The sequence below is a fragment of the Deltaproteobacteria bacterium genome, assembly GCA_020845895.1.
In the GTDB taxonomy this organism is placed as follows: Bacteria; Lernaellota; Lernaellaia; order JACKCT01; family JACKCT01; genus JADLEX01.
Map to the genome: position 1 here is coordinate 45,512 of JADLEX010000007.1, position 17,317 is coordinate 62,828.

10 protein-coding genes are annotated in these 17,317 nt (G+C 65.3%); 3 read left to right on the forward strand and 7 right to left on the reverse strand.

Annotation, left to right across the window (positions count from 1 at the left end; all coding sequences use genetic code 11):
* Positions 1 to 310: 310 nt before the first annotated feature.
* The 4 genes from IT350_00555 to IT350_00570 are packed head-to-tail and all read right to left on the reverse strand — an operon-like array spanning position 311 to position 6,770.
* On the reverse strand, positions 311 to 2,164 hold the full coding sequence (locus IT350_00555) for a sulfatase (protein ID MCC6156514.1): 1,854 nt from the start codon (positions 2,162 to 2,164) through the stop codon (positions 311 to 313).
* Positions 2,165 to 3,706, reverse strand: a complete 1,542-nt coding sequence (locus tag IT350_00560) for an Rne/Rng family ribonuclease (protein ID MCC6156515.1) — start codon at positions 3,704 to 3,706, stop codon at positions 2,165 to 2,167.
* Positions 3,669 to 6,311, reverse strand: coding sequence for a TIGR03960 family B12-binding radical SAM protein (locus IT350_00565; protein ID MCC6156516.1), 2,643 nt, complete (start codon positions 6,309 to 6,311; stop codon positions 3,669 to 3,671). Before IT350_00565 ends, IT350_00560 begins: the two co-directional genes overlap by 38 nt.
* A 39-nt stretch (positions 6,312 to 6,350) precedes the next feature.
* Entirely contained in the window at positions 6,351 to 6,770 is a 420-nt protein-coding gene (locus IT350_00570) for a hypothetical protein (GenBank protein ID MCC6156517.1), read from the reverse strand.
* Between the two features lie 203 nt (positions 6,771 to 6,973).
* Between IT350_00570 and IT350_00575 the strand changes: the two genes are divergently transcribed.
* A complete protein-coding gene (locus tag IT350_00575; protein ID MCC6156518.1) occupies positions 6,974 to 7,672 on the forward strand; it encodes an SDR family oxidoreductase in 699 nt (232 codons plus the stop codon).
* Between the two features lie 6 nt (positions 7,673 to 7,678).
* Here IT350_00575 and IT350_00580 read toward each other — a convergent pair whose 3' ends face one another.
* Together IT350_00580 and IT350_00585 are read right to left on the reverse strand one after the other, a co-directional pair.
* Entirely contained in the window at positions 7,679 to 9,097 is a 1,419-nt protein-coding gene (locus tag IT350_00580) for a B12-binding domain-containing radical SAM protein (GenBank protein ID MCC6156519.1), read from the reverse strand.
* Between the two features lie 159 nt (positions 9,098 to 9,256).
* Positions 9,257 to 10,864 (reverse strand): glycosyltransferase family 39 protein, encoded by a 1,608-nt coding sequence (locus IT350_00585; GenBank protein MCC6156520.1) that lies wholly within the window; start codon positions 10,862 to 10,864, stop codon positions 9,257 to 9,259.
* 133 nt (positions 10,865 to 10,997) lie between these two features.
* Here IT350_00585 and IT350_00590 point away from each other — a divergent pair, with 133 nt between their 5' ends.
* The gene (locus IT350_00590) at positions 10,998 to 12,914 is read left to right on the forward strand and encodes a DUF3604 domain-containing protein (GenBank protein MCC6156521.1); all 1,917 of its coding nucleotides are present in this window, start codon (positions 10,998 to 11,000) and stop codon (positions 12,912 to 12,914) included.
* Here IT350_00590 and IT350_00595 read toward each other — a convergent pair.
* Positions 12,881 to 14,578, reverse strand: coding sequence for a glycosyltransferase family 39 protein (locus IT350_00595; protein MCC6156522.1), 1,698 nt, complete (start codon positions 14,576 to 14,578; stop codon positions 12,881 to 12,883). The two genes, IT350_00590 and IT350_00595, sit on opposite strands and share 34 nt — an antisense overlap.
* A 194-nt stretch (positions 14,579 to 14,772) precedes the next feature.
* Between IT350_00595 and IT350_00600 the strand changes: the two genes are divergently transcribed.
* Entirely contained in the window at positions 14,773 to 17,316 is a 2,544-nt protein-coding gene (locus IT350_00600) for a glycosyltransferase (protein MCC6156523.1), read from the forward strand.
* Position 17,317: the final 1 nt, after the last annotated feature.

Here is a 17,317-nt window from a genome sequence, read left to right on the forward strand (position 1 = left end):
GAACCGCCGGCAATCATCAGACGGCGGACGCTAGTTCCACCGCTTGCGGATGATGACGAGTGAGACCACCAGGAACGTGGCCATCGCGGCGTTCATCGCAACTTCGAGACCCATGTTGACCCCCCTGTTCCAACCGGCGCCATCCTTGAGCCGGTGCATCAACCGAAGGAACAGAAGAGCAAGGAGAGTGCCACACGTGCTCGTGCGCGTAACTTGTTGGAATATCTAGAAATAGTTCTATGCTGGGGGTTGCCGGAGGACTCGCTGGACCAGTCGAAGTTACTTCAAGTATTACGAAAAGTGCGGATGGCTATTGGATGTAGCCCAGGGAACGTAGCGCGTCCTTCGATGCGGCGTCGAGTTCCGCGGCTTCGCGGCGAACGCGGGGATGGTCGCGGTCAAAGGCCCTCTGCAACTCGCCGAGCGACTCGCCCCAAGGTGGCCGTTGGTCCGTCAAATCGAACATCTCCCCGGGGTCGACGGCTAGATCGTACAATTCGGTGCGTTCGCGATTTCGGTCGACCATGCGTTTTTGCATCCCTTGGCGAACGGAACTGAGCGCCACATCGATGCCGTGAAGATTCGCGTCGACGTCCGCGAATAACGCTCCCGGCGTCGCCGACTCGTCGGTTAGGCGCGCCCAATCGCGAGAGCCCTGCTTCGGGGCGACGCGGGCCAGTTCCTCAAACACCCCCGGCAGATCGACGAGGCTGATGGGACGATTGACGACCGCGCCCTGCGGCAGATCGGGACCCGTCACGATGAGCGGAATGCGGACCTCTTCCTGATAGAGCGAATACCCGTGCAACAGGCCGCCGTGCTCGCGGAACTGCTCGCCGTGATCGGAGAGGAAGACGACGACCGTATTGCGGTCGAGACCGCGCCTGATGAGCGACACGAACAGACGGCCGAGCTGGTCATCCAGATAACGCACCTCGGCGTCGTAGAGCGCTCGGTACGTGGCGAACGCCGCACGGTCCTCGGTGAGCTCGAGGTCGGTGCCGTCATATCCGTAGCGAAAGTGCGGAACGGGCGTGCGCACGAATTTTTTCTTGTACGCCTCGGGCGGACTATACGGTGCGTGCGGATCGAAAAAATGTACCCAGGCGAGAAAGGGACGATCATTGGGGAGTCGCTCGAAAAAGCGATCGACGACCCGCGCGGCGCGATCGGAACGGATCATCGCGCGCTCTTGCGATACGCCGAGCGCGACCGCCGGCAGATACCCCGCCATGAAGTAGGCCGCGTCAGTGGCATGAGTTCGGTCGTCGAAGCTCGCGAATCCCTGTCCGAAGCCGAAGTGCTGCTTGAGAATCGGATTGGCGACCACGGCGAAAGTGTCGTAACCCATCGCGCGGAATCGTTCCGGGATGGTCTCGACGGACTCGTCGAGGTTGCCGACCAAGGCGTTGACGCCGTGTTCGCGTGGGGAGAGCCCGGTCCAGAGCGTCGCCATCGCGGGGCGCGTCCAGGAACTCGTCGAGGTCACATCCGCAAAACGCACCCCCCGCGACGCGAGGCGGTCGATCACCGGCGTTGGGTTGTCGGGATTTCCGTAGCAACCCAGCGCGTCGGCGCGCAGCGTGTCGGCAACGATCACGAGCAGGTTTCGCGCCCCGGGGGGCGGCGCGTTGCTCGACGGTGGGACGGCGGATTGGGGGTGATGCAGCGTGTAGTTCGCGCGGTAGTGGTGATCGCTCTCGTTATGCGTCTGCACCCAATGCGCCGTATAGACCGCGAACGGGATTAGCAGGAGTCCGGCCAAGCCCGAGCGCCGGCCCGACTTCGCGCGCATCGTGAAGGCAGTGAGCGCCGCGCAGGCGACGATCGACGCAACCACGACCGCGATCGACCGCACGTTCAGGTGCGTTCCGAGTCCGTGGCGATTGAGCAGCCAGCGCGAGCCCCACAGACCCCACTGGACGAAGGTGAGAATGCCGATCGGGAACAGAAAGCGGGAGAACGGAGGTCGAGTGACCAGGGCCGCGCCGAGGCCCGCGCCGATCACCATCTCCATCGCGATGGCCGCGAACGCGTGGCGCCAGACGAGATGGAACGCACCGGGGGGCGCGCCGGCGCGCGCGACGGTCAGTTCGATCGTCGCGAGCGTCAAAGCGGCCGCGGCGCCGATGGCCGCGGACGTCATGCCCGCCGATACGCGCATCTACTGCGAAAACACCTCAAACTGTTCGATGTGGAAACTCGGCTGATCCTTGATGATGATCATCTTGCCGAGCTTGCGTTCCAGTTCCTCGACGCCGCTGCGTTCCTCTTCGTAGAACATGTCCGCGATGTCCGGATGCACGTGCACGACGAGCGACGGTTCGCCCGTTCGGCGCGCCTCGCGGTGCATGGCCCGGAAGACCTCGGAGCACACCGTGGCGCGGCCCTTGACGAATCCGCGCCCGTCGCAATACGGGCACGGCTCGGACAGCAGCCGCAGGATGTTCTCCCGGGTGCGTTTGCGCGTCATCTGCACAAGGCCCAGTTCCGAAATCTTCAGCACGTTGGTGCGGGCCTTATCGGCCTTGAGCGACTCCGCGAGGGCGTTGTAGACCTTCTCGCGGTTCAGTTCGCGGTCCATGTCGATGAAATCGATGATGATGATGCCGCCGATGTTGCGCAAGCGGAGCTGATAGCAGATCTCCTTCACCGCTTCGAGGTTCGTCTTGAGAATCGTCTCCTCGAAGTTGTGCTTGCCCACGTAACGGCCCGTGTTCACGTCGATCGACGTGAGCGCCTCGGTGTGCTCGATGACGATGTATCCGCCGCTCTTGAGCCAGACCTTCTTTTGCAGGGCGCGGCTGATTTCGATCTCGAGATTGTAGCGGTCGAAGATCGGCTCCTCGCCCTCGACGAGCTCGATGCGCGAGTTGAGCCACGGCATGCGATCGCCGTAGATGCGCAGGATCTTCTCGTACTCCTCGCGGCTGTCGATCAGCACGCGCTCGACGTCGGTGGTCAGCAGGTCGCGCACGGCGCGTAGCACGATGGAAAGATCGGAATGCACGAGCGACGGCGCTTTGTCGCGGTCTTTCTTGCCGCCGATTCGCTCCCACACGCCGACGAGAAACTCCAGATCGACGCGCAGCGTCTCTTCGTCCACGCCCTCGGCGGCCGTGCGGACGATGAACCCCATGTCGGATTGCGGACGCAGGCCCTCGATGATCGTCTTCAGCCGCGTGCGCTCCTCCTCGTCCTCGATGCGCCGCGAAACGCCGACGTGCGTCATCGTCGGCATGAGCACGAGGTAGCGACCGGGCAGGCTGATGTGGCTGGTCACGCGCGCGCCCTTGGTGCCGAGCGGCTCCTTCGCGACCTGCACGAGGATGTCCTGACCTTCGCGGATCAGTTGCTCGATCGGGACGGTTTCGGGCTCTGCGCCCGCCGCCTCGGGATCGTCGGAGTATCCCTCGCCCGCGCCGTTCTCGTACGAATCGCCGTCGCCGCCGGGCATGCGCATCCCGGCGTTCTTGTAGTGCCCGACGATGTCGGCGACGTACAGAAACGCGGCGCGTTCGAGTCCCACGTCGACGAATGCCGCCTGCATGCCCGGCAGGACGCGCAATAACCGCCCCTTATAAATGTTGCCGACCACGCCGGCCTTGCGCCCCGGCTCGACGTGGAACTCCACGACCACGCCGTGCTCCAGCAGCGCGACGCGGGTTTCATGCTCGGTCACGTTGATGATCAGTTCGCTCGCCATGCAGGCGCTCTCCCGATTTGGGCGGGGAACAGATTGGATTCGTTTCCAAGGGATTAAAGTAGGTCTTGGTCTTTGTCCACCGGGCCCGACGAACGGCCGTCTCATCGATCGCCAGGATCAGGGCCACTGCGCCCGCGGGACGGATGCCGCCCTCGTCGGGCCGGTGCCGGATGCGCAGCGCCAGATGGCGTTCGCCGACGAGTGACACGCGGTCGATCGCCTGCTTGGCGTCGAGTCGCCGGACGCCCTTCTTGCGGGGGATTTCGACCGGCCACGTCTCGGCGTTCGTGAAACGGTCCACCGCGCTCGTGAGCGTATCCGGGTCGAGCGCGCCGTCGTCGATGAGCCCGCGCAGATCGACGCGATACTCCGACGCGGCGATTTGCTGAAAAAGCGCTGCCTCGCGCAGAGCGAGTTGCCGGACGTCGAGAATCGGCATGCCCCCCGGCGCGTTCTCGCGAAGCCGCCGGAAAATCTCTTCGGACCCGGTCGCGCCGAGCACAAACAGGTCGAGATACTCGTCCTCGCTCTCGATGCCCGCCGAGATCGGCGGCCCGAACGCGACACGGGGCTGCGGACTGAAGCCCTGCGTATAGGCCACGTCGATACCCGCGCGGCGCAGCACGCGATGGATGATCGGCATGAGTTCGAGGTGCCCCAGATGCCGCGTCTCGCCGCGAATCCCATAACGCACGCGGTAGCGCGAAACAACGGACTCGGCCGGCGGACGGGCGATCGGCGCATTCGGCGTCGTTTCGCCATCGCGTGGCGTGAAGACCACGGGGACGTGATCCTCGGCGAGCTGGTTTTTCACGTCGTCGAAATCGCACGACCCACACGCGGTACATTTGGCCCAGCGGCAGTCGTCGGTCGTCGCCGCCTCGAAGGCGAGCCGCCGCTCCTTGAGCAGAAACTTCTTTTCGAGCTGCGCGTCCACGCCGTCCCAGGGGAGCGGATCGTCCTCGGCGTACCCGGCCAGCAGCGCGTCGACATCGACACCCGCGAAGGCAAACGCCGCTTCCCAACGCTCGACCGAAAAATGCTCGGTCCAGCCGTCGAAGCCGCCACCGGTATCGACGACGCGCTCGATGGCGTCGGCCACGCGCCGATCGCCGCGCCCGATGATGCCCTCGATGAACGACATGCGCGCGTCGTGGCCCTTGAGCTCGACGCGCGTGCGCCGGGTCCGTGCCTTCAGATAATCCAGCCGCTCCCACGCCTCGCGGTAGTGCAGTTGCCGTTCCCAGGCGAAGGGCGTGAACGGCTTGGGCACGAAGGTGCCGACGTTGACGTTCACCTGCGCGCGGTGCGCGTGACCGTGGCCGCGCATGACGGCCAGCACGCGGAAGCACAGATCGAGGATGGCGTCGAGGTCATCCTGAGTCTCTGTCGGCAAACCGACCATGAAATACAGCTTCGCGAGATACCAACCTTGAGAGTTCACGGCTCGGCACGCGTCGAGGATCTGCTCGTCGCTGATGGGCTTGTTGATCACCGCGCGCAGCCGTTCGGTACCGGCTTCGGGCGCGATGGTGAAGCCGCTCTTGCGCACGCGGCCGATCTTTTCGAAGACCTCGGCATTCACCGCCTCGGCGCGCAGCGACGGAAGCGAAATCGAAATGTGCCGGTCGGCGTGGCGGTCCGTCAGTTCGGTGAGCAACGGCAGAATCTGCGTGTAGTCGCCTGACGAGAGCGACAGCAGCGTCACCTCGTCGTGCCCGGTCTTCGCCAGACCCTCCTCGATGATCTCAGTCAGGGCTTTGACCGAACGCTCGCGCATCGGTCGCGTCAGCATGCCCGGCTGGCAGAAGCGGCAGCCGCGCGTGCAGCCGCGCATGATCTCCACCGCGAGCCGGTCGTGCACGAGCGGCGTGTTGGGCAGCGTGGGGCAGGTGGTGTGCGGCACGTCGTCGAGGTTCATCACGATGCGCCGCTTCGCGGGCACGGCGCGCTCGTCACGGTCGAATCCGGCGAATTTCCCCTGGGCGTAACGCGGCCGCCAGTGGTGCGGCAGATAGATGCCCTCGATGCGCCCGATCGCTTCGAGGCGTTCGGCACGATCCGCGCCGCGCGTGCGGTCGAGGGCTTCGAGAATCTCGACGACGACCTCCTCGCCGTCGCCGATGACCAGCGCGTCGAAAAACGGCGCCCAGGGTTCGGGATTCGACGCGCAGTGGCCGCCCGCGATGACGAGCGGATCGCCGTTTTTACGCGCCTCGGCGCGGCGCGGAATTCCGGCGGCGTCGAGCATGAGCACGACGTTCGTGCACGCGAGTTCGTATTGAATCGACACGAGCATCACGTCCATGTGGCGCACGGGGGTCTTGGTCTCCAGACCATAAAGATCCACACCCGCGCGACGCATTTCGGCCAGCATGTCCTTGGCGGGCGCGAAGACGCGCTCGCAAAGCGCCCACGCATTCTTGTTCGCGATTTCCTGCAGGATGTGAAAACCCGTGCTGCTCATCCCGATCTCGTACAGATCGGGGAACGCGAGCGCCATGTGAACGCGCACGTCGGCGGGATTCTTGCGCACCATGCCGACCTCGCCGCCCACGTAGCGGGACGGGCGTTCAACGCGGTCGAGGCGCAGCTCGTCGAACATGAAATCTCCAGCGAGGGAACAAAGGCGGGCCCGGCGGCGTCAGAACCGCGCGCCCAGCAACTCGACGTGGCCGCCGATGCGGTCGGCGCGGTGCTCCGCGATCGTCGCGAGGCCGATCGTCGGGAACGATAGGGACCAACGGACCTGTCCGTCCGTGGTCACCGATACGACCGGGTCCTTTTCGAACGCGTCATCGGGCAGGCTGAGACCCCACAGGGTGCCGGCGGTCGCGCCGATGAGCGAACTGGAGACGAGGATCGTCGTGATGTTGCGGTCGGCATCGGGGTTGCGCCACAGGATCGTAATCGCGCCGCCCGCCACCAGCCCCGCGCTGGTGCCGATTAGAAATCCCACCAGCACCTCGTCGCCTTCGCCCGCGTTCGCCGGGCGCGAGCCCGCCGGGACCAGCAGAATGGACGCGGTCAGAACGGCGATGACGACGGGCGCGAAAGGGCGCATGAGACTCCCGAAAACGGCTCCCCCGAAACGGCGCGGAGCGTAACAATTCGCCCCCCGGGTGTCAAACCGGATGTACGATTATTTCGAGAATGAACCGCGCTGACGCATCTCATGGCCCGTTCGGAGGGCTTTATCGATAATCCGGCTTCACCCGTTTTTTTCAACCTCAACCGATCGCTTCGCGCGGAGGTCACGTGTCGGGCATGAAAAATGTTGTTGTCACCGGGGCGAATCGCGGTATCGGTCTCGAATTCGTCCGGCAATGGCTGGCGGGCGGGCACCGGGTGATCGGCACGGCGCGCCGGCCACCCGAGGCGGCGGAGCTGGCGGCGCTGAAAAAGGCGACGGGGGACCGGCTCGAGGTGCTGGAACTCGACGCGGCCGACGACCGGTCCGTCGCGAAGTTCGCACGGGCGCTGCATTTCGAAGCCATCGACGTGCTCGTGAACAACGCCGGCGTGTTGCTCGACGAGGGGCGGTCCTGGACGCGACTCGATACCGGTCGGATGCTCGAAACCTTCAACGTCAATTCAATCGGGCCGCTGCGCGTGACGAGCGCGGTACGCCCGATGCTGACGGCTTCGGGCCGGGCACTCGTCGTCAACATCTCCAGCGGCGCGGGATCGATCGCCGGGGCCGAACCATCGGACACGATGGTCGCCTACCGCATGTCGAAGGCGGCGCTGAACATGGCGAACCGCTCGGTGGCGGAGGGGCTTGTCCGCGATCACATCGTCTCGGTCGCCATGTGCCCGGGCTGGGTTCGGACGGACATGGGAGGGCCCAACGCGAGTCTCGCGGTCGAGGAGTCCGTTGCGGCGATGATGGCGACCATCGCGCGGCTGACGCTTCGCGACGCCGGGAGGTTCATCGACCGAAATGGGACCGACATCGCCTGGTGAGGAATCCTAAAGTCGGTCGGCGATGGCGCGGTAGACGGTGCGCACGCCCTCGCGGAACGAGAGCCGCCGCGAGCGCCGATAAAACAGCCAGAAATAACTCGCCCGGTAGATCAATCTGTACACGGCGCGGAACGGCCCGTGCGACAGTCGTTCGACGAAGCTCTCCATCCACGGATAGAAAAACAGGATGTAGGCGAACTTGTGCAGAATCTCGATGCGCCGCGCTTCGGGCGTCGTCAGCAGGCTGCGGTCGTGCGGGTTGATGTCGAGCACCTCGGGCCACAGGTTGTTGCCGACCATGCCCATCTCGATTGCGTCGTCGCCCAAATCCGTCTTGGGAAACGGCACGAAGAGGATGAACCAAGCCTGATCCGCACCGATCTCGCGGTTGAAGCGGATCGTTTCGAGCGCTTCCGGGTACGATTCGCCCGGCAAGCCGAGCATGTTGGTCGTCTGGACGTGGATGCCCACGTTGTGCAGGCACTTCATGGCGTGGAACAGATCCTCGTTCGTGATCTTTTTCTTGAGCGCCTTGCGCCGTTCCTCGCTGCCGGTCTCGAGACCCATCTCCACCGACTCGCATCCCGCGTTGATAAGGCCGCGCGCGACCTCGGGGTCGATCTGGTCCGCGCGTACGAAACACTTGAAGGGCGTGCGCAAATCGCGTTCATAGGCCGCCAAAAATTCGAGAAACCAGTCGCGGTGCAGCGCCAGCAGGTCGGAGTAAAACGCGAAACGCTTGATCCCCAGCTCGGCCACGGCGCGGCGCGTTTCGACCAGAATGTCGTCGATGGAGCGCTGCACGTAGAACTCGCCCATGCCCTTGAACAGGCGCATCGAGCGGTGGTTGTGGCAAAACGTGCAGTGGTACGGGCAGCGGCGGCCCGACGCGATGAAAAAATGCCGTTTGTCGTAGGCCCCGGTGTCCTTGAGGATCTGCGTGTCGGGTTGCGGGATTTCGCTCGCGGTGAGCAGTGGCGCGAGATCGATGGTGTCGTAGGGATGAGCGCCATCGTAGATGTTTGGGATCGCATGGTCCGCGTCGTTCTCTTCGCGGCGCACCCAGTCGGCCACGGCACGCTCGCCCTCGCCGATGCACGCGCCGTCGAAGACCTTTGTGTCGATCTGCTCGGGGAAAAACATCGCGTGATAACCGCCGACGCACTGGCGGATGCGGTCGCCGAACTGTGCGCGCATGTTCGCGGCGATGTCGCGCACGGGTCCGTATTCCGGGGTCATCGCCGTGTAGAGCACATAAGCGCGCCCGGAGTGTTCGCGCAGACGTTTCGTCAGCAGCGCGGGTTCGCCGGAGACCAGCTCGGTCGTCATGCCCGCGTCCTTGAGGACCGTCGACAGCGTCGTCATCGCGATCCGCTGCACGTGCATGCGCTGGTACATGAAGACATGCGGTGCGGTCGCGTTCATGGCTCGGCCTCCCGGAACGCGCGGCAAATTGGGCGCGCCCGCCCGCATTTCGTCCGCGCTCGATCGATGGTTCAGGTCTAGCCGCCCCCCGTTGCCAAGGTCAAGGCAAAATCGCGCCAACATCGAATTGCGTCATCGCCCTGACAGGCCGCGTGTGAGCTACGGAGCGCTCGCGGCCGCGGCCGGTGGGCATGCGCGATCGATCTGCTCCCAAACCCATTCGGGATTCTTGTTGCCGCACGCAATGCCCGCGTGAAACAACGCGCGCACGCGGCAGCGGTCGCGCTCGTCCGTCGCCCCGTCCGGCGCGAGACGCACGACCGCGTTTTCGTAGACGCGTTCAATTCGCCAGCCGGAATCGAAACGGTCGAGGAGGGGCGCGAGAAAGTCCTTCGGTTCTTGCCCATAGGGCGTGCAGTTGTTGAGATAGGTGTAGATCACGACGGCGGGAGGCCGCGCGTCCCATTCCCTCAGAAAACGGTCGATGACGACGGGGGGCGCTGTCCACGGCAACAGGAATCCGTAGCGGCCCGGCGGTTGCCGATTCGCGTCGAAGTAATATGTCGGATCGTGCGGGAACGCGAAGACGGGGTCGCTCGGCGCGGTGGTGGCGACGAGGTCGGCGACGATTTCGCGGCGCGCGGCGATTTCGCCGGGATCGAGCCGGCGCTCCCATTGGAACAGCCCCGAACTGATGGGACTCAGCGAGAACACCGCGAGGTTGACGCACCACGCGATCGTCGCGACGTAGCGCCGCTCCGTCCAATACCGCGCAATCGCCATCGCGAAGAGCCACGCGCCGACCGCGAGCAACGGCAGCAGGTGGTGCGCGAACAGCGACGGGTAGAGCAAGCCCACCGCGCCGAAGAGCGCGGCCGCGTGCAGCCGCCGGTCACCCGCGGGGATCGGTGTGCGCGTGCGGAGAGCCTCGACCGCGGCCGCGAGCACCATCAGCCAGATGGGGAGCTGAAAAAACCACTCGTCGAGCGAAGGCCAATAAACGTACGTGGATGTGCGGAATAGCCTCCACGGGAACGTGTAGCCCTCGAGAAAGTCGCTCCACGCACCGACGGAGGCGAACGCGGCGGCTTCGCCGAGCCACGGTAAGCCGAGCCCCGCCGCAAGCGCGACCACGTCTTTTCGTCCGACGCGTCCGGACCCCGGCCACAGCGTTGCGACGAATATCGCGAGGACAGGCATCCATGCGGTCTGTTTCACGCACGTCGCAACGAAGAGCGCAACGCCCGCGAAAAAGAACCGGCGAACCGGAACGTACGTTTCGCCGTCACCGCGCGTCATGAGCCAGAGCGATGCCAGCAGTATCGGTGCCAGCACCGATTCCGACTGCCAGACATCGCCGAAGAAAAACGCATGGAGCGCCGCGTAGATGAGCGCGCCGAACGCGCCGGCCAGCGGCTTGCCGCGCCGGGTGCCCAGCAGCGCGATCAGAATCGCCGATGCGAGCACCCCGGCCAGCGCCGCGCCGCGCAGCACGCTCCAGCCTTCGCCGAAGAGCACGAAGAGGCCCGCCGTGATCCGGTAGAGCCCGGGTCCCTTTTCGTTGAAGGCGTCGCGGTACATCACGCCGCCCGCGGCGAGCAGGCGTGCGGTGTTGGCGTGATCGCCCTCGTCCTGAAACGGGACCGCGCCCGCGAGAATGCGGTGCGTCATGATGACGACGCCGAGCGCGAGCGCGACGACGGCCAGCGACGCGACGAGGCGCGCCGGGGCCGGGCGGTCGTCGGGCGATGGCGATGCGTCGGTCAAACGAAACCCCGCGCGCGGGCCGGTTGCTCGCTGGTGCTTGCCAAGGTCTGCCTACGCTTGCGTTGTGGGCGTGTGTTCTCTATTAGCTGGTTTTCAGCGCTCGGACAAAGCTCCGCATGGATCGGTCGGCGAAATGAACTATTTGCGCGCGTGGTGGCTTCCGATATTCGCGGTTTGCGTCGCCGCGTGCGCGCGCACGGCCGCGCCGCCGCCGCCGATCGTGACGTGCGTCGATCCGCTCGCGGGGTCCGTGGGATCGCTCGACGACGCCGAAATCACACTGCGCTTCGCCGATCAGCCGTCCGGCGATGTGCTGGTCGTGCGCCTGCCCGGTGCGAAGTATCCGGACGAGGTCGATCCGCGCCCGCTCGTGTATGCGAACGTCGTGGACGGCGGCGAACTGACCGTCGGCACCGGCGACGCAAAGGGCGACTGCGGCTCGGAGTCGCGCTCGCGGTTCGATGTGCCGGTCGTGCTGGAAAAATCCGTGAAAGACCATGACCTGCGGATTCGCGTTCAGCAGTATCGCCTGCCTTTGCGTTCGACCCCGGCGCTGCCCGTCGAGTTCGTACTGCGCGACGCGGCGACCAAGACTGAGACGACGATCGGCACGTGCAGCGGCGAGGTTCGCGCCGGCGCGCCGATCGCCGTGCGAGTCGTTGCGCCGTCTTACGCCCGCCTCGGCCAACCGATCGGCATTCGCATCGCGAGCCTCGATCGATGGGGAAATGCGTCGACCGACCCCGGCGAACTGCGTCTGGAGATCAACGGCGAACGACCGAATCTGCCGCCGCTGCGCACCGACGAAAACGGCGTGGCGACCATCAACTGGTCGCCGGAAAAAAACGGCGTTTTCCGCTTCGGGATCATCCGGCGCGAAGGGGAACGGGAACTCGAGATCGGGCGTTCGAACCCGATCGTCGTGGACGACGCACTCCGCGAGGGCACGTTGCTGTGGGGAGATCCGCACAGCCACACCGGCTATTCCGACGGATTCACGACCGAAACGCCCGGCGGCGCATACCGCTACGCGCGCGACACGGCGTTTCTGGATTTTGCGGCGGTCACGGATCACGTCGAGGCCATCTGGGGTTGTGCGATGAGCCACGACCAATGGGAATCGTTGATGGAGTCGGCCGAGACGTGGAACGCGCCGGGACGATTTGTCGCTTTTGCAGGTTACGAGTGGACCGCGTCGTTTCCCTTCGGGGGGGTGAAATCCGAGGCGGAGGGCCACGCGCATTTGCTCTTCCCGGGCCGCGCCGTGCGCTGCGGTTCGAACCAGCCCGAGTGCGCGACTCTCGACGGTTTACTCGATTTCATGCGTCCGCATCAGCCGGTTGTGATTCGTCATCACACTTGCGCAAATTGGGCGCCCGCGGTTTTCTCGGGTCGCGTCGATTCGCAAACACCGGTCGTCGAAGTCACGTCGAGCCACGGCAATTGCGAGTGCGTGTCGTGCCCGGGACGCATGCCCGAGTCGTCGATGGACCCCAAGAACGACGTGCGCACGGCGCTGCTCTCCGGGCCGCACTACGGGCTTGTCGGGGGTTCGGACAATCACAACGCGCGGCCGGGGTCGACCAACTACTTCCGCAAACTGCCACTCATCCTCGACACCGGCGGCATCACGGCACTCAGCGCGCGGCGCTTCGACCGCGAAGGGATTCTCGAAGCCCTTCGCGCGCGGCGCACTTACGCCACCACGGGCGCGCGGATTGTCGTCGAGTTCACCGCGGGCGAAACTTCGATGGGCGGCGTGCTGCCGGCGGGGGCCGAGGCCAAGGGGCGTTTCACCGTGCACGGCACCAACGTCATCGGCGCGGCGACGGTTTTTCGCGGTGATCTCGACGATCAGTCCATTCGCGTCGTCACCGCCGAAGTGCCGGGCGTGTTGGATTTCGAGGCCGAGTGGCGCGATCCGTCGCCGCCCGCGCGCGGGTTCTACTATCTGCGTGTCGAGCAGGTGGACGGCGAGATGGCGTGGACGAGCCCGATCCGCATCGGGCCGGTCGATCAGGGCGACGCGGTCGTCTCGCCGAGTTCGTAGATCGAAATCACCGTATCCCACGCCCAAGGCGTAATTCGGTAGTTCGCGCGCAGGAACGCGTCGAGTTCGGCGAAGGTCTCCACGCGCGGGGGGCAATGCGCCATCGGGTCGCCCCAGATGTTGTAAGGCCAACTCGGCGGGACGCGTCCGCGACCGGGAAACGGCGCGTGTCGGCGGCAGTCCTGTGCGTAACGGAAGACGTAGCGCGGAGGGGAATTCGCGAAAGATGCCAGGAGATCAGCTCGCGTCCGCAGCACATCGACATCGGTGCGCACGTGCCACAGCCCGTAATTGTGGAGCGTGTGCGAGAGGTCGTCCGCGGCGACGATCTCGAAGTTCTCCTGATGCCGCGTCGGCGCGAACGCGTCCAGAAACAGGTACATCTCGGGCAGGTAGTCGTAGGTCCAGATCGTATCGCCGGGTGCGAGGCGCGGGCGGACAAACTCGGCGGCGGCGGCGAGCGTGGGCTGCCATTCCAGATGATTCGCCACCTGATTGTGCGCGGCGCGTTCAAACACGAAGTCGCGGTTTCGCCTCGCGATTTCGGCGGTGAACGGCGTCGATTCCTTCTCCAACCCCCGCGCGGAGAGCGTTGCCCACGACAACTCCGTGCGCATGTCGAAACTGACAAGGGCGAAAACAACGACGCACATGGCGATTCGGATCCGTCGCGGGCGCGCGAGCGCGATCGGCGTGAGCCCCGCCGCGACCATCAGGCACGCCGCCGGAAACAGCACGACAAAATAGTGCCCGTACCAGTGACCGCCCATGAGGAGGGACACCAGAGCGGCGAGCGCGTAAAGCATCCATGCGCGCACCGGCGCGGCCGAGTTCCGCCACGAGGGTGCGGCGATGAGCATGGCAACGGAGGCCACCGACGCCGTCAGGAGCGCGGGGCTCGATCGCCACAAACGCAGCCACTGGTTTGCGACGAGGCGCGAGGTGGTCGTCCAGTCCGCGCCCGTTCGGTACCCGAACATGCCGAAGGGATTGAGCTGGTCGGCGGCCGTGCCGATGCATCCGGTTACAGCGAGCATGGCGACGAAGGGCGCTGCACCGATGACCGCGCCGAGGGCGAACTGAGAAAGCGCGCGCGCCGACGAGGCGGGCGACCAACGCGCCCCGGTCGACCGGCGAAGGGCGATCTCGATCGCGCACGCGATCGCAAAGAACAACGCGGACTGCTTCATCGCGATGGCAACCGCCATGGCCATGCCGGCGAGAACGTGGCGGCGCGCGCACGGCGGAACCGAGAGCGCGAGCAGCGCGACGAGTGATGGCGCAATCGTCCAGAATTCGAAGTTGGGGCAGGTTCCCGCGCTGACCATTTCGGCCTGGTACATCGCGTAGAGAATCGCCGCCACGACTCCCGCCGCTCTATGAATCGTCATCGCGAGAATCCGATAGAGGAGCGCGCAACTCGCCCATGCAAAAAGCGTCGCAAGCGCGTAGATCGGACGCATGTCGCGGCCGAAGAGGGCGAAACTCGCGGCGTAGAGCGCGAGCGTGCCGGGAGGTTTGGTCACCACCGCGTCGGAGTAGGCGCAGCGGCCTTCGAGGAAAAGGCTCGATGCGTACGCGGGCGTTCCCAGATCGGGGTCGCACAGCGTGTTGGACATCGTCGTGAGACGCAGGAACGCGATGACGGGCAGCAGCGCCAGCAAGATGGCCCAATCAGCCCTGTGCACACCGCCAACTGCGATTGGACGTTCCAAATTCGCCCCATTTCCTCGTGACAGCGGAGATTTCGGCGTGCGTGCGGCGAACTGTCAAGGACGTGGCCGAAAATCATTAAGCCCGGAGCGTTTACGCCCGAAAAGAACACTGATATTGCGTGGGCCACGCACTCGACAGTCGAATGATGACAAACGCGCCAACATCGATGCGCCGGATCGTGATCGTCCGCCGTTACGGGCTGGGCAATTTCATTTTGGCGTTGCCCCTCATCGAAGCGGCCCGGCAGGCAATTCCGGAAGCTGAAGTGATCCTGTTCGTCGACTCGCGTTGCGCGTCGATCGCCGAGATGACTTGCCCGGATCTTCGCCGCGCGGTTTACGAAAATCCCGAGCAAGCGGCGGCGTGGTTCGCGGACGTGCGCCCCGACGTCGTTTTGTTTACGTATCCCACCGTCGACGCGGCGCTGATTTCGGCGGCGAACGCTTCGGGGGCGAAGACGGTTTGCCACAACGTCCCACGTCGCGAGAATCCGGCTGTCGTTCGATTGGCCGCCGATCCTGCGCGGACCGAGGCAGAACTGAATCTCGATCTGCTGCGCGCGATGGGAGCGGATGCGGAGTTCCGGCCGCCGCGTATCGACGTGACGGCGACGGGGCAGGCCGAGGCCGAGCGCGCGTTGCGTGAGCACGGCGTGCCCGATCGCTTCGTGGCGTTGCATCCGGGCTGTCACGGCGACTGGGAGGCGAAGCGCTGGCCGGCGTCGTCGTTTGCGCGATTGATCGACATGATGGCGGAGCGCGGCACGCACGCGGTGCTGCTCGGCGGTCCGGACGAGGTGGACGTTGCGGACGACGTCATGCGCCACGTGACGACAGGACGTATCGTGAATCTCGCCGGACGCACCTCGCTCGCGGGCGCGGCGGGAATTCTCGCGCGTGCGGTCGTGATGGTCAGTAACGATTCGGGACTCATGCACCTCGCCGCTGCGGTGGGCGCGCCGGTGGTCGCGCTGTTCGGGCCGACCTCCTGGGCGAAGAATCCCCCGCTGGCCGGGCGCAGCGCGATCGTGCGTCAACCGGTCGCGTGCTCGCCGTGCTTCGTGATGGGGGGTGGCCGTCCCCGGCGTGCTTGGTGCACGGAGATGCTCGCGCCCGCCAAGGTCCTGCGTGCGCTGGACGCCTTGCTCGTCAATGAATCCTACGTGCCCGCGCCACCGGAGAAACCGTTTGTGTCGGTTGTCGTGCCGACACGAAATCGCTCCGCCAAACTCGCGCCGACGATCGATTCGCTCCTCGGGCAGACCTACCCGAGGGATCGGTACGAGGTCATCGTCGTCGACAACGACTCGACCGACGATACGGCGCGGGTGATTCAGTCGTATCCGCACGTTCGTTACGAGTTCGTGAACCATCGCCATTCGAGCTACGCCGCGCGCAATCGCGGAATCGCCGTCGCGCGTGGCGAGGTGCTCGCGTTCATCGATGACGACGCCGTGGCGCACCCCGACTGGCTCGCGAACGGCGCGGAGTGGTTCGCGCACCCGCAGGTGGGGTGCGTTGCGGGCCGGACCGACGCGCTCAATCCGGACAGCGATGTGGCGCACTTTCAGGCGCGCTCTCCGCACCTGTTTCCGGGGCCCGAGGTCGAAACCGCGGAGGCATATGGAGTGCCGACGGTGAACTGTTTCTGGCGGCGCGAGACGATCGAGGCGATCGGGCCGTTCAACGAGGAATTGAAGTCCGGCGGCGATTTCGACCTGACGTTTCGACTGCGCAAAGACGGTCGGTGGTGCGTGCGATTCGCAGAGTTCGCAGTCGTGCGTCACCGGCATCGCGAATCCGTCCAAGACCTGTTTCGCGTCTTCGCGCGCTACGGATACGGATCGACCTACGTGGCGAAGACGCATCATACGAGGTCCGTTTCCGCGCGGTGGAGCGAAGCACGCACGGAGTGGTCGGGTCTCGCGCGACGCGCGCGCGGCGTTTTGCGCGAGCGCATGTCTTCACACGGGCGAGTTGTGCCGACGATGCACGCGCGCGAGTTCATCGACGAAAATGCCGTGCGTGTTTTCTCGGCGCACGGCGGTTCGCCCGCGAAATCGGCATTTCCGATGAGCGATGCTGTTCAAATTCCTGTCGCGCCGAATCCCGATTATCTCGCGGCGGCTCTCGATGCGATCGCAACGCAAAAGCCGGGCGGCTGGTACATCTATGGGGCGGGGCAACATACGCGGCGCGCGGCGGGGCTGCTCGACCTGGGCGCTCTCGGCGTCGCCGGCATCGTGGACGACGACCCGGCGAAGTGGGGGCGACTTGGCGATCTTCCCATCGTCGGACGCGAATCCGCACTGTCCGCGGGCATGAAGACCATCGTCGTCTCGTCGGACTACTTCGAGTCGGCGCTTCTCGAAAAACTTCGCCCGCTTCGCCGACGCGGCATCGACGTGTGCGGTCTCTACGACGCCGACGCGTACGAGCGATACGGGCAGGCGGTGGCGAGTCGCCACGAGCGCGACGCGAATCGGGTATTGTACGTCCCGCGGGGAACGCTCGACCGCGCGCATCGGAACGCGCTCGCACTCGGTTTGGGTGCGCGGGCTGTCATCGTCGACGATGGCGAAGCACCTGGCGTTTACGACGACGAGTTTCTCGATTGGGTCTCGCGGCTCGCATTTCGAACCGGACGTCTCGCGGGATGCGTGCGTTATGGGTATTTTGCACCGTAAT